The sequence below is a fragment of the Demequina sp. genome, from assembly GCF_047975725.1.
Classification (GTDB): domain Bacteria; phylum Actinomycetota; class Actinomycetes; order Actinomycetales; family Demequinaceae; genus Demequina.
In genome coordinates this window covers 24,435-37,633 of sequence record NZ_JBKEED010000016.1, presented here as the reverse complement: position 1 = coordinate 37,633, position 13,199 = coordinate 24,435, and the positions used below count along the sequence as shown (strand labels likewise).

The 13,199-nt window shown below is 66.2% G+C and carries 9 protein-coding genes, 1 tRNA gene and 1 pseudogene; 5 read left to right on the top strand and 6 right to left on the bottom strand.

Annotated elements, in window-relative coordinates:
* Positions 1-136 precede the first annotated feature (136 nt).
* A complete protein-coding gene (locus ACK5NO_RS05220; protein ID WP_416811643.1) occupies positions 137-1,000 on the top strand; it encodes a hypothetical protein in 864 nt (287 codons plus the stop codon).
* 279 nt (positions 1,001-1,279) lie between these two features.
* Here ACK5NO_RS05220 and ACK5NO_RS05215 read toward each other — a convergent pair whose 3' ends face one another.
* Both ACK5NO_RS05215 and ACK5NO_RS05210 read right to left on the bottom strand, forming a co-directional pair.
* A complete protein-coding gene (locus ACK5NO_RS05215; protein WP_416811610.1) occupies positions 1,280-1,549 on the bottom strand; it encodes a hypothetical protein in 270 nt (89 codons plus the stop codon).
* A gap of 166 nt (positions 1,550-1,715) precedes the next feature.
* The gene (locus tag ACK5NO_RS05210) at positions 1,716-2,978 is read right to left on the bottom strand and encodes an amidase domain-containing protein (RefSeq protein ID WP_416811609.1); all 1,263 of its coding nucleotides are present in this window, start codon (positions 2,976-2,978) and stop codon (positions 1,716-1,718) included.
* Between the two features lie 237 nt (positions 2,979-3,215).
* Between ACK5NO_RS05210 and ACK5NO_RS05205 the strand changes: the two are divergent.
* A pseudogene (locus ACK5NO_RS05205) lies at positions 3,216-4,047 on the top strand (IS3 family transposase); the annotation flags it as partial.
* 88 nt (positions 4,048-4,135) lie between these two features.
* Here the strand turns inward: ACK5NO_RS05205 and ACK5NO_RS05200 are convergent.
* From ACK5NO_RS05200 to ACK5NO_RS05190, 3 genes are all read right to left on the bottom strand, one after another.
* A tRNA-Met gene (locus ACK5NO_RS05200) sits at positions 4,136-4,212 on the bottom strand.
* Positions 4,213-4,257: 45 nt separating this feature from the next.
* Positions 4,258-7,233 (bottom strand): UPF0182 family protein, encoded by a 2,976-nt coding sequence (locus ACK5NO_RS05195; RefSeq protein WP_416811608.1) that lies wholly within the window; start codon positions 7,231-7,233, stop codon positions 4,258-4,260.
* Between the two features lie 36 nt (positions 7,234-7,269).
* Entirely contained in the window at positions 7,270-8,424 is a 1,155-nt protein-coding gene (locus ACK5NO_RS05190; protein ID WP_416811607.1) for a PDZ domain-containing protein, read from the bottom strand.
* A 105-nt stretch (positions 8,425-8,529) separates the two neighbouring features.
* Between ACK5NO_RS05190 and ACK5NO_RS05185 the strand changes: the two genes are divergently transcribed.
* From ACK5NO_RS05185 to ACK5NO_RS05175, 3 genes are all read left to right on the top strand, one after another.
* On the top strand, positions 8,530-9,948 hold the full coding sequence (locus ACK5NO_RS05185) for a zinc-dependent metalloprotease (protein ID WP_416811606.1): 1,419 nt from the start codon (positions 8,530-8,532) through the stop codon (positions 9,946-9,948).
* Between the two features lie 140 nt (positions 9,949-10,088).
* Positions 10,089-10,247 (top strand): DUF5679 domain-containing protein, encoded by a 159-nt coding sequence (locus tag ACK5NO_RS05180; RefSeq protein WP_416811605.1) that lies wholly within the window; start codon positions 10,089-10,091, stop codon positions 10,245-10,247.
* A 113-nt stretch (positions 10,248-10,360) separates the two neighbouring features.
* Positions 10,361-11,197, top strand: a complete 837-nt coding sequence (locus ACK5NO_RS05175) for a hypothetical protein (protein WP_416811604.1) — start codon at positions 10,361-10,363, stop codon at positions 11,195-11,197.
* Between the two features lie 7 nt (positions 11,198-11,204).
* Here the strand turns inward: ACK5NO_RS05175 and ACK5NO_RS05170 are convergent, their stop codons facing one another.
* The gene (locus ACK5NO_RS05170) at positions 11,205-13,187 is read right to left on the bottom strand and encodes an ATP-dependent helicase (protein ID WP_416811603.1); all 1,983 of its coding nucleotides are present in this window, start codon (positions 13,185-13,187) and stop codon (positions 11,205-11,207) included.
* Positions 13,188-13,199: the final 12 nt, after the last annotated feature.

The following is a 13,199-nucleotide window of genomic DNA, read 5'->3' as shown; positions in this document are numbered from 1 at the left end:
CGCATTGACAACGGGAAGCTCGGGCGTCGCAAAGCGTCGTCGCTGACGAGTGAATTTACGTCGAAGATCGCGCTACAGATCTTCGACCACCACCGCAACAGGCACCAGCGGACGACGCTCGAGAAAGGGAACACACATGGGTATCTTGGACGAGATCGAGACCAGGGGTCACGAGGAGCAGGAGCAGCAGAGCCTGTCGCAATTGACGTCGATGCTCGACGCGCAGCGGCGGCAGCTCGAGACGCTCACTGGCGCAGTCTCGAAACTGACCTCGTACGTGGGGGTGGTGGACGAGGAGACGAGCGAGCGACTCGACCGGCTACTGGCGCAGACGCAGACCTCGCCGCAGCGAGCGCAGCCCTCGCCCTCCACGGGCGACGACGGCAGGCTGACAGAGATCGTGAAGCTGCAGAAGCAGATCGCCGACGCCGTCGCGGTCGAGCACTACTCGACCGTGCTGACGGAGCTCCAGGCCGTGGCCAAACGCGTGACAGCAATTACGACGTTAGCCGCTAAACAGGCGGCGGCTCGCGACGCGGAGATGACGAAGCGTCTCGGCGAGGGCGACGCTCTCGTCCGGCACGCAGTCGGCGCGGTCAAGAGCGTGGCGGCCTCGGCACCGGAGGCCGCCGCTGAGGCCGTGACGCATCGCATCGACGAGTCGAACGCTCGCGCGCAGCGCGTGCTCGACACCACCGCGGGGCTCGAGTCTCGCATCGGCTGGATCGCCGTCGGCCGCATGGCTCTCGCGTTGATCCCGGTCGCCGTCGTGGTCCTCGTGGCCGGCGCGCTGTTAGGTGTCATCGGTCAGGCGTTCGGGGTCGGTCCGCTCGCCGCGTGGGCGTGGGAGAGTTTCGTGGCGGCTCCGGAGTGGTGGCAGAAGCTGCTGGTCGCCGTTGCAGCCATCGGTGCCTCTGTGGGTGGTATCTGGACGCTCTCTCGGGCGGCTGCGCAGTTCGCTGACTGGCTAGACGGCCACGTCCGCTCGTGGGGGCGCTGAGCGCCGCTGCGTGCCTGAATGCGACGACCCCGCCTCGGGGCGTCGTTGTTCAGGCAGGGTAGTTGCTCGTAAAGGTCTCCGGCGGCGCATTCACGCGCGGACCCAGACATGGGCGGGCGGGTAGAGGCCGGGATTTGGGACTCGCCATTCGGGTCTGCCCCGGATTCGGGTTCATGTCAGTTTCCTTCCAACGTGCTGCTCTATAAGGCCGGGCAAGTGCCTAAGGCCTTGAAGTCCTCCCCCTCCTGAAGGGCGGGGAGGACATCAAGATGGACAGATTCAAGCGGTGGCAGCCGCGCTAGGTGAGGTGTTGGGGCCGGGCTCGGGGTAGGAGCCCCAGGCCATTGCCCAGCATTGTTCAGAGGTGCTGGAGTGTTCGAATACCCCCAGGAGACTGCCGTCGGCGTTGTACACCTTGGTCGAAGCTGCCGAGCCTGCCTGCTCTGAGCTGTAAAGCAGGTCGTTGAGATCGACGCCTGCGAGGCCGTCCTCCAGTGTGTCAAGCGCTGAGGGGTTCACCGTGAACTCGGGCGCCAGCGTGCTTGCCACGCGTTCTTCATCGTGCTGCTGAACGGCTGTAAGAAACTCGTTCATGAGCGTGTCGAAACTCCGCTGGTACGAGGCGCAACCCGGGGGGGAGCAGGCCGCAAGTGACATGGACACGGAGGCGATACCAACGGCGGCGACCGTGCGGACGCTCCTCGTAGTTTGGCGGCTAGAGCCGGTGGATGAAGTACTGCTCGCCGGTGTAGGTGGCGTCGAAGGCAGAGAACTTAACGTCGCGCTTGTTGCTCGAGTGATAGCTGACATAAATCTCTCCCTTGCTAACTCCCGTGACGACCATGGAGTGACCGATATTGGACTTTCCCTTGAACTTGACCTGGATGATGTCGCCGGGCACGACCTGGGAGAAACGGGTAATGGTCTTGGCTCGCTTGGACTCGACACGCGCAAACCGGAACCAGTTCTCCGCCCCCGCCCAAGTGAAGGAGGTCACTCCGGTCGAGGAGTAGTACCACGCGCCGTTGCTCCGATACCAGCCATTCTTGAAAGACCAACCGCCTGCCCGTACCGCTTGAGAGACGAAGTTGGTGCAGTCGGACGTGTAGGTGCGGTAATACCGGTTCGGAGTCAGAGCGTACTTGCGGGCGTAGTTGACGACGTACGAACGCCCGCTCGAGCCGATTCCAGTGATCAAAGGAGCGCTGTACCCGCGGGCAGAGACCGGGCCCACTTCAATCCAAGTATCGTCGTCGACGGCATCCAACTGTGCCTCGGCCGTCTCACTAGGTCCAGGAATGCCTTCACCCACCTCGCTACCCAAATCGTCGTCATCGAACCACCCAGGGTCGGTCAGCGAGGCAGCATCCGCATAGTCGGCCTCGGTGATGCGGTCGATGGCCAGCAGCTCGCCGCTTACGGCGTCCACGATCATGGTCGTCTCTTCCAACATCTGTCCGACGATGCCGGAATCGTAGCGGTGGGAGACCAGAGTTTCTGCCTCGACGAGAATCTGATCGTTGCGCGCGTCTAGGGTAGCCGCTAGATCCGTCGTAGCGACCTCAACGGCCTCGATACCCAGTTCTATTCCCGCCCCGGCGAGTTTGTCGAGGTGTGCACGGTCTGAGTCGATCAACGCCGCAACTTGCTCCCGAGCTTGGGTGCTCAAGTCTAGCTCTTGGTCGAGAGCGTCCACCGTAGCCTCGACATCAGTATCGAGGCCGCCGCCGTCGAGATGTTCGATGATCGAAGACCCTAGTTCGGTCGACGAGGTGATCTCGACCTCACCTGTGCCGGCATCCTGGACGGCAGCGACCACACTGGTCGCCATCTCTTCGAGCTGCAGGTCTGCGACTAACTCGGCCTCCAGCGCGACGAACCGCGCAGAAGGTGAGGCCACTGCGCTAGCGGTGCTGGCCAACAGGAGAGGAATGGAAGCGGCTGCTGCGGTGGCCCAGGTTTTGGCTTTGAGCCTCATGGTCGTGCTCCTTACTCGTAGTGACTTCGTTGTCATTCGAGTAAGCAACCCCTCCGGGGATGGAGGCTCCTTGGCAACCTTCCTACACCCCCCCCTCCCACGTTGCAAGGGCAAGACCCCTCACCAGGGCAAACGCGTGTTGCATGCTCGACGTCGACGCGGGGCGGTCTCGGGTCTGCCCCGGCTTTGGTTGACATCTGAACTTTGAGGATTTGTCCTCGCTGGAAGGATGTCTTTGTGACTAAGCCCTACCCCCAAGAGTTCTGCGATGACGTCGTGGCGGTGGCCCGCCGCGGCCAGGCGCCGCTGTCCCAGATCGCGAAGGACTTCGGTATCTCCGAAGGTTCGCTGGCGAACTGGATGAAGAAGGCCGACATTGAGGACGGACCACGTCCCGGCGTGAGCGAGGACGAGCGCAAGGAGCTGCGTGAGGCCAAGAAGCGGATCCGTCTCCTCGAGCAGGAGAACGAGGTCCTGCGCCGTGCGGCCGCCTACCTTTCGCAGGCGAACCTGCCGGAAAATAGTCTTCCCGCTCGTCCGTGAGATGGCCGCGACCGACGCACCCGTCCGGGTGCCGGTCACGGTGGCGTGCAGGGTCCTGGGGCTGTCGCCCCAGGGGTACTACAAGTGGCTGAAGAACCCCGTCAGTCAGCGTGACTGGGACGATGCGCACCTCCTGGACGTCATCCGTGACGTCCACAGCGACGACGCAACGTTGGGCTACAAGTTCATCACCGACGAGTTGGGCGACGAGCACGGCATCACGGTCGGCGAGAACCGTGTCCACCGGCTGTGCCGCATCGCAGGCATCAGCGCCAGTCATCACAAGGTCGCCCGCTCGAAGGCCGGCGCGACAGGTCCGGCCCCGCATGACGACCTCCTCGCGGTCGTCGACGAGCACGGCGTGGTCCGTCACGAGTTCGTCGCCGACGGCCCGAACAAGGTGTGGCTGTGGGACATCTCGGAACACCCCACGGCCGAAGGCAAGCTGTATCTGTGCGCGGTCAAGGACGTGTTCTCGAACCGGATCGTCGGCTACTCGATCGACAGCAGGATGAAGTCCTCGCTGAAGCGTACTTTTGAGCGTACTTCGTCGCCGAGCACGCAATACAAAAGGCCCCAGACCGGGAGGAAATCCCTGGTCTGGGGCCTTTCTTTGGTAGCGGGGACAGGATTTGAACCTGCGACCTCCGGGTTATGAGCCCGGCGAGCTACCGAGCTGCTCCACCCCGCGTCGGCTCGATAACTTTAGCCCACGCGCGGCGAGGTTCCAAATCGACTACTGCGCCGCCAGTGCGTCCTCCGCAAGGATGGCGTCCTCGATCGCGTCTGCCAGCGCATCCTGAGTCTCACCGTAGGCGGCGAAGTCACCCTCAGCGAGCGCGGCCTGACCGGCCTCGAGTGCCTGCTGGGCCCGGTCGAGGGCATCCTCGAGTGCGGCCTGAGCGTCGGTGATGTCACCGGGGTCGGTGGTCGCCGTGTCCGACGGAGTCGGTTCGGGCGAACTGGGCTCCGGCGTGGGCGTGGGCTCAGGAGTGGCCCCCGGGTCGAGCGGGGTGTCCGGCTCAACCTCGTCGGTCGGCGTCTCCACCTCGGGCGCAGCGCCTTCACCGAAGACCTCGTCGAGAGCCTCCTGCAACGTGTCAGCAAAGCCCACCTTGTCGCCAAAGGCCACGAAGACCTTGCGCAACAGCGGCACCTGGGTGCCGGAACTCGACTGGACGTAGACCGGCTGCACGTAGAGCAGTCCGCCGCCCACGGGCACCGTGAGCAGGTTGCCGTTGACCACCTCAGAGCCACCGGTGCGCAGCAGGTTGAGCGTCTGCTGTGCCTCGGAGTCGGCGTTGAAGTAGTTCTGCGCCTGACCGGGGCCAGGAATAGTCGTGTCTCGCGGCAGTTCGAGCAGCCGCAACTGACCGTAGTCCTCGGCGACCTCACCGTCGGCGTTGCCCGTCTCCGAGTTCACCGCCAGATATCCCGTCAGGATGTTGCGGTCCGTGTTACCTCCGGGGATGAAGGAACTGGTCAGCGAGAACGTGGGGTCATCCTGCCCAGGCATCTGCAGCGTCAGGTAGTACGGCGGCTGCAGCGTCTCGGCCGCGGCGGTCGAGGAGGCCGTGGGGTCGGCGGGCAGCTCCCACTGGTCTTGGCCCGAATAGAAGGCCGCTGCGTCATCCACGTGGTAGCGCTCGAGCTGTTCGCGCTGGATCGAGAACAGGTCCTCGGGGTAGCGCAGGTGACTCATCAGGTCACCCGAGATGTCCGACACGGACTTGATGGTCGACGGGAAGATGTTCTGCCACGTCTTGAGGACGGGGTCCTCCTCGTCCCAGGCGTACAGCGTCACGGTGCCGTCGTACGCGTTGACGGTCGCCTTGACCGAGTTACGCACGTAGTTCAGCGACGAGGGGAACTGGGCGAGGTCGCTGCCCGCGAACAGGCCCTGGTCCGACACGGGCGCGGAGTACGGGAAGGAGCTCGCGGTGGTGTAGCCGTCGACCACCCACACGACGTCCCCGTCCACGACCGCCGGGTAGGTGGTCTGGTCGAGCTCGAGGTACGGCGCGACTCGCTGCACACGCTCGATCGGGTCGCGGTAGTACAGGATCTGCGACTCAGTCGTCACACGATCCGAGAACAGAATTTGCTCCTCGCCAAACTTGACCGCGTACAGCAACTTCTCCATGAACGAGCCGATGGACGGGCCGCCCTCTCCCTGGTAGGTCGTGTTGACCTGGCCGTTGGGTGAGTCGTCGTCCGGGTAGTCCAACTCCCAGGGCTCGGTACCTTCTGGGGCGCCGACGATCGAATAGTCCGGCAGAGTCTGACCAAAGTAGATGCGCGGCTCGTAGTCGCCCAGCGCACCGGTCGACGGAATGTTGCCTTCCCAGAAGGACGGTTGGCCGTCGCTGGCCGTGGTGTTGCCGTACGCCGCCACGACGCCGTAGCCGTGGGTGTAAACCGTGGTGTCGTTGACCCAGTTGCGGCTGTCGTCGCTGAGCCCGTCGAGGTTCAGTTCGCGCACCGCGATCACGGTGTCGTTGAGTTCGCCCTCGAGTTCATAGCGGTCAACCGCCAGCGTGTCGGTGAAGTCGTAGTACTGCTTGTTTTGCTGCAACTGCTTGAAGGCGGGCGAGACCACGTTGGGGTCAAGCAAACGGATCTGAGTGGTCGTTTCCGCATCGGCCCTCAGCGCGTCGGCTTCTGCCTCGACCGTGGCCTCGTACGGGATGGTGTCGATGTCGTCCAGCCCATAGGCGTACAGCGTCGCGTCGATATTGCGCTGGATGAACTCGGCTTCAAGAGTCTGAGCGTTGGGATCAACTTCGAAGCGCTGCACGATCGCGGGGTAGATGCCGCCGATGACGAGAGCGGACAGCACCATGAGCGAGACGCCCACGGCGGGGATGCGCCAGTCACCACGCCAGATCACGGCGAGGAACATCAGTCCCACGAGGACCGCGATGCCGACGAGGATCGCGCGTCCGGGCATGATCGCATTGACGTCCGTGTAGAGCGCGCCAAAGTAGTCACCGTTCTGGGTGTTCAGGAGCGCGTAGCGACCCACCCAGTAGTTTGCGGCAATCGCGAGCATGACCACCAGGCCGGAGACGGCCAACTGGATACGCGCGCCCTTCGAGGCGACGAAGGACCGTCCACCGCCGATGCCGCCGTACAGCAGGTGAACGAACGCTGCCAGGAGGGTGCACAGGATCGAAATGGTCAGCACAAAGCCGATGACTGCCTGGAGGACGGGCAGGGTGAAGACGTAGAACGACGCGTCGAGCCCGAACTGCGGGTCGGCCACGCCGAACGACTCGTGGTTCCACCACGCGAGGAACTCCGCCCAGCGTCCACCCATGGCCAGGCCCGCGATGAGCCCGATGAAGGTGGGGACCACGACCATGGCCAACTTCTCCACGGGCCTAATCTGTTCGCGCACCTGGTCAAGCGGCGTGCGGGTGCCGGTGACGGCGGGCCGTACCCGGCGCGCGATCCACAGCGTGAACCACACACACGCGGCGGCAAGCAAGCCGAACCCGGCGAACATCGCCAGGCGCGCCGCCCACTGGGTGGTGAAGACGGAGGTGTAGCCGACCTGGCGATACCAGGCCACCTCTGCCCACACCTGGGCCGCGGCCATGACGATGACCACGAGGATGGCGACCGCTATCGCGGCGAGCATGAGAGGGGATCGGCGGCGGGGCACGTCCACGGGGCGTCGCGGCGGCGTGGGGCGGGCGTCGAACGTCACTGGTCTGTCCTTAGATCGGTCCTGCTATTGGCGCCTTCATGGCGCCTCACAAGTGGGCAGCGCCTGCGTGTTGCCGGCGCCGATGGCGGTAATGGCCTCGTATGCGTCATCAAGCGTATCCACCGAGAAGACGTCGAGTCCGTCAGGAACGTTCCCGACAACCTCGTCACAATTCTCGACGGGTGCCAGGAAGTACTCGGAGCCCGCGTCGCGGGCACCGTACATCTTCATGCGGATGCCACCGATGGCACCCACGTCACCGAACGCGTCAATCTCGCCAGTGCCGGCCACCTTGGCGCCTGCGAGCTCGTCCACTTCGGTGAGGCTGTCCATGATTCCCAGCGCAAACATCATGCCCGCGCTCGGTCCGCTGACCTGCTCGACGTTGACGGTGACCTCGATCGGCAGGTCGAACTGGGGGTCGACCCAGATGCCCATCAAGGCGCCGCCGGAGTCGTTGGTGAGGGTCGCGAAGGTCGCCTCGCCCGGGGCGCCGTCACGCAAATACCCGACCGTCACATCGGTGCCAGCCTCGAGCTCACCGAGTTCCTCGGTGAGGGCGGTGTAGGAGTCAACGTCGACCCCGTTCACGGAGACGAGGACGTCGCCCTCCTCGAGCAGTCCCGTCGCGTTCGACTCCGGGTCCACGCCCGCGACGTCAAGCCGTGCGGTGACATGGTGGCCGAGCGCCTCAAGCGCTGACACAGTCGCGGCTTCCTGCGAGGTCACCCAGGCCTGCTGGGCTTGCTCCTCGACGGCCTGCTCCTGATCGGGTGTGCCGAAGACCACCTCTTCTGGCTGGACGTAGGCCGACGGAGACGCCCAGTCCCGCAGAACCTGGCCAAGAGTGAAAGCGTGGCCGCTGCCGCGGCCCACGGACACCGTGGTCAGCCGCAACTCGCCGGTGCCCTCGTACGTGGGCGCGCCCTCGATCTCGATCACGGGCACACCGTCAGTCTGCGCGAGCGTGTCGTAGGTGGGTCCGGGCCCGCCCAGAGCGTACGCGGCGGGCAGGATCGACAGCACCGCGATCAGGACGGAGGCACCCAATCCGGTGAAGGCCATCACGTTGGAGCGGTGATCCATCGGCTGCTCGCCTGACGGCGTACCGTCGCCCTCCACCCGCGTGGAGTCGTCGCCGCTTGTCAGTGGGAAGGCAGGCTGCTCGGGGAGCTCGGACGGGGCAGTCACTTGTCCATCATTGCTTATAGCGAACGATGAGCCCAATTGCGAGCCAGGGGCGTTAGTTTGGACAAAGCCGAGCACGAGGCGCGGCTAGAACCTCAGGAGACGCCCGTGAGCGAGGACGAAACCCCCTGGATGCGACTGCTGCGGGAACTGTTCGGGGACGACGCTGAAGCAGCCCTCACGGAACTCGAACGTATGGGCATGGACCCCCAGGCCCTGGCTCAGGCCAGTGGCATGCTGGCCAATCCGGCGATGATGGACCACGTCCTGGGCCAGATCCGCGCCTTGGTGGCGCAGTCGCAGGGTGAGGATGTCAACTGGCAACTCGCGCATGATGTGGCGCGCGGCGTCGCCGCACAGGGTGGCGATCCTTCGGTGACCGCGGCCGTCGCCGCCGAGCATCGCTCTGCCGTCTCGCGCGCAGAACTCTGGCTCGATGCCGCGACGGACTTCAACCCCTCCACCTTGGAACCCCGGGTGTGGAGCCGCGCCGAATGGGTCGAGGGAACCATGCCCACCTGGCGCATTCTCGCGGGCCCTGTCGCCACCTCGGTGTCGCAGGCGTTGGGGCAGATCCTCACGTCGGAAGAGGCCACCTCGCACCTGGGTGGGGATGCCAGCGGGCTCGTGGGATCAGTCAGCCCCACGGTGACGGGCATGCACGTGGGCCAGGCTGCAGGCCAGATGGCGCGCGAGGCGTTCGGCATCACCGACCTCGGGTTCCCCCTCCTGCCCGAGCCGCGTGTCGTCATGGTCCCCGGTGCGATTGCCGACTTCGCGGCCGGCCTTGGCATTCCGGACGATGAGGTGCGTGCCTACATCGCGTTGCGCGAGGCGGCCCACGTGCGCCTGTTCACCACCGCGTCGTGGCTTCCCGGCCACCTGCACAACCTCATCGAGCGCTACGCGGTCGGCATCACCATCGACCTCGAAGCGCTCGACGAGGCGGTGCGCGACGCCGGCCTGACCGAGCCCGCCAAGTTGCAAGAGGCACTCACCACGGGCATCTTCGCGACCCACCACTCCGACGCACAGCTCGAGACCCTGCGCTCCATCGAGACCTTGCTGGCCCTGATCGAGGGCTGGGTGCAGGAAGTCACCGTCCGCGCAGCGGCTCCGCACCTGCCCAGCATCGGCTCGCTCCGGGAAATGATGCGTCGCAGGCGCGCCGCTGGTGGACCGGCGGAGGACACCTTTGCCACCCTCCTGGGGCTCGAGTTGCGGCCGCGACGCCTGCGAGACGCGGCGACGCTGTGGGCCGCGCTGAGCCAGGAACTTGGACCGCAGGAGCGCGACAAGGTCTGGGCCCACCCCGACGTGCTGCCTCCTGCTGAGGCACTGGACGACCCTCGCGCCTGGGTCGAGCGCCTGGCGAGCGGCGACACCGCGGACGAGGTGGACCGCGAGCTTGAGGCGCTGCTGGCTGCAGCCGCGAGCGGACCCTCCGACGGCGCAGAGGCGAGCACCGACAACGCCGGCTCGACCGGCGCGCAGCACGGCGACGATGAGGACCCCGATCGCCCTTGACCCGCACAACTCCCTGCGACACGGCGTGCTGATGTTGTGCTCAATTGGCCTTTTTTCCGTCTACGCTTGAGGGGAATCGGCCCGTCGTGGCCATCGGAGCGCGGCGTCCCGGCGTCGCGCGTGACTAAAGGAGAAGGCGAATGGCCGACAAGTACGCTGGCGAGTTCTACTGCGTGAAGTGCAAGGACAAGCGCACCACCGAGGGCGACGTGGTTGTCTCGGAGAACGGTCGCCGCATGGCGAAGGCCACCTGCCCCGAGTGCGGCACCAAGCTGAACCGCATCCTCGGCAAGGCATAAGTCTCCTTTCGAGACCTTCAAGAGGCGGGCGGCCCACGGGCCGCCCGCCTCTTGTCATGTCAGGGCTGTGGATAGCGCCCACCGGGGCGCCCCGCTCTGCGACGCTGACGCGCATGAGACTGACACCCGCATGCCCGGTCATTGTGCGCGGCCTGACCTCGGTGCAGGTGGGCCTGCACGCTCCAGTGATCCTCGAGCGTCTTACCGCCGAGCAGATGCGTTTTCTGGCCACCCTCGAAGGCGGCCGCAACCTGGGGGCCTCCGAACAGCGACGGCACCGGGCTCTGCTCGAGTCACTCGCCGATGCGGGACAGACCGCACGCCCATCGGCACCTGCCGCGGTGGTGAGGTTCCGCTCGGGCACGGCGATCGCAGTCGAGGCCGCGACGATGCTCGCCCGCCTGGGGTGGGCCATCGCGTTCGCCGACGGCGGCCGCGCGTGGCAGGGCCCACGCGAGAACACCGTGCTCGCACCGGGTTCATCGCACGGCAGCGCGGCGGCGGCACGGGTTCGCGCCACGGTCCCAGGTGCCGATGTCCGCGGGGCCGATGCGACGGCCGCCCTCGACGTCTTGGTCACCGTGGGGATTCCCGTCACTGCCGCACGGCTCCTGCTCAGCGACGACCAGCCCCACTTGCTCGTCACCGTCGACGAGGGCGGCGTCACGGTGGGCCCTCTCGTCATCCCCGGTGCCACGGCTTGCGTCACGTGCTTGGGCCTCGCGGCAACGGAACGGGATCGACTGTGGCCTGCGGTCGCGTTGCAATGTGAGGGCCGCACGCCGCACACCACACCCATGCTCGCCGGGCTCGCGGGCATGCTGACCGCCCGTGCGTGCACTCACCTCTCGGCGGGTACCGACCCGGGCGTGTGGCGGGTAAGCGATGAGGGCGTGCGGCAACTTCCCTCACCTGAACCTCACCCTGCCTGCGCCTGCCTCCAGACCTAGCGACACGCTAGTTGTCGGCGACCACCCTCAACACTTGGGCGCCGAACTGATCGAGCTTGACCGCTCCCACGCCGTTGATCCCCGCGAGTTCCCCGAGGGTGCGGGGACGCGCGATGGCGATATCGATCAGCGTGGGGTCCGCAAAGACCGTGAAGGCCGGCTTCGACGCCTCTTGCGCGACGCCGAGCCGCCACTGCCGCAGCGCCTCGAACAGGTGTGCCTGATCGGCGTTGAGCCCCTCGAGCTTTTGCTGGCGACTCACACGCACCGCCTTGGGCCGCGCGGCCTCGGGCCACCATTTCTCGAGGAACCGCGTGCGCTTGCGGGTGGCACGGCCACCCACCTTGCGAGCCCGTGCATACGACAGGTGCAGGTGCTCGCGTGCGCGAGTGACGGCGACGTACAGCAGCCGGCGCTCCTCCTCAATGGCCTCGTCCGTTTCGGCCAGCGCGATGGGCATCAGCCCCTCGGAGCAGCCCACGATGAACACCGCGTCCCATTCGAGGCCCTTCGCGGCGTGCATGGTCGTGAGCGTCACTCCGTCGACCGCAGGGGCATGCTGCGCTTGAGCCCGCTCGGCGAGGTGCTCGACGAACTCCCTCAGCGTCGCCGCGCCGCCCGCATCGGCATCGAAGTCGTCGGCGAGCTGAGCGATGGCCTCGAGTGCCTCCCAGCGTTCCCGCACGGCGCCGCGCGCGGTGGGAGCGTCGGGCGACCACCCGGCCTCGCTCAGCACCTCGCGCGCCAATTCGCCCAAGGACCCCTCGCCGGGGCTCACGGCGGCGCCACGCAGCAGCACCATCGCCTTGCGCACCTCTTCGCGGTCAAAGAACCGTTGGCCGCCGCGCACCAGGTAGCCGATGCCGCGCTCGGCGAGCGCCTCTTCGAGCTCTTCTGACTGGCTGTTGGTGCGGTAGAGGACCGCGATCTCGGCGGCCGAGACGCCACCCTTGATCATCGCGTCGATGCGCTGGGCAATCCCCGCGGCCTCGGCTGGCTCGTCCTCAAACGACGTGTAGATGGGCTCCGGACCCGAGGGCCGCTGCGAAATCAACTCCACTCCCGCGCGCCGCCCACCGCGCTGAGCCATGAGCCCGTTGGCGAGGTTCACGACCTGGGGCGTGGAGCGGTAGTCACGCACCAGTCGCACGACGGTCGCGTCGCCGTGTGTGCGGGTGAAGTCGAGCAGGTGGCTGGGACTTGCTCCCGCGAACGAGTAGATGGTCTGCGCCGGATCGCCCACCACACACAGTTCGCGCCTGTCCCCCATCCACTGCTCGAGCAGGAACTGCTGGAGGGGTGAAACGTCCTGGTATTCGTCGACCACAAAGTGTCGGTACTGGCGGCGAATCTGGTCCCCCACCTCGCCGTGCCTGCCGATCATGTCGGCCAGCAGCAGCAAGATGTCCTCGAAGTCGAGCACCACCGCTTCGGTCTTGGCATCCTCGTAGGCGCGCATCACGTCGACCATCTGCTGAACGCCCACTCCGGCGGGGGCCTCGCGACCGTCCGCAGCGATGCGTGCCGCATAGTCCTCGGGCGCGACCAAGGACACTTTCGCCCACTCGATCTCGCTTGCCAGGTCACGCACCGTGAGACGGTCGGGGCTGAGTCCAGCGTGGCGTGCAGCACGACCGACGAGCGGCGCCTTGTGCTCGACAAGTTGTGGCACCTGGCCGCCGACCACCTGTGGCCAAAAGAAACTCAATTGCCGCAGGGCCGCAGCGTGAAAGGTACGCGCCTGCACGCCCGGCGCTCCCAGGGCCCGCAGCCGTTGACGCATCTCCCCCGCCGCACGCGCCGTGAAGGTCACGGCAAGCACCGACTGCGGCGCATACGCGTTCACGCGCACGCCGTAGGCAATGCGGTGCGTGATGGCGCGGGTCTTCCCGGTGCCGGCGCCCGCGAGCACGCACACGGGCCCATGCAGCGCGGTTGCCACCTGGCGCTGCTCCGGGTCGAGGGCTTCGAGAATTTGGTCTGCTGACATCGCGCTTATCGT

Coding starts and splice junctions, on each gene's coding strand:
- ACK5NO_RS05220 (WP_416811643.1), top strand. CDS start 137: ATGGGTATCTTGGACGAGATCGAGACCAGGGGTCACGAGGAGCAGGAG.
- ACK5NO_RS05210 (WP_416811609.1), bottom strand. CDS start 2,978: ATGAGGCTCAAAGCCAAAACCTGGGCCACCGCAGCAGCCGCTTCCATT.
- ACK5NO_RS05180 (WP_416811605.1), top strand. CDS start 10,089: ATGGCCGACAAGTACGCTGGCGAGTTCTACTGCGTGAAGTGCAAGGAC.
- ACK5NO_RS05175 (WP_416811604.1), top strand. CDS start 10,361: ATGAGACTGACACCCGCATGCCCGGTCATTGTGCGCGGCCTGACCTCG.
- ACK5NO_RS05170 (WP_416811603.1), bottom strand. CDS start 13,187: ATGTCAGCAGACCAAATTCTCGAAGCCCTCGACCCGGAGCAGCGCCAG.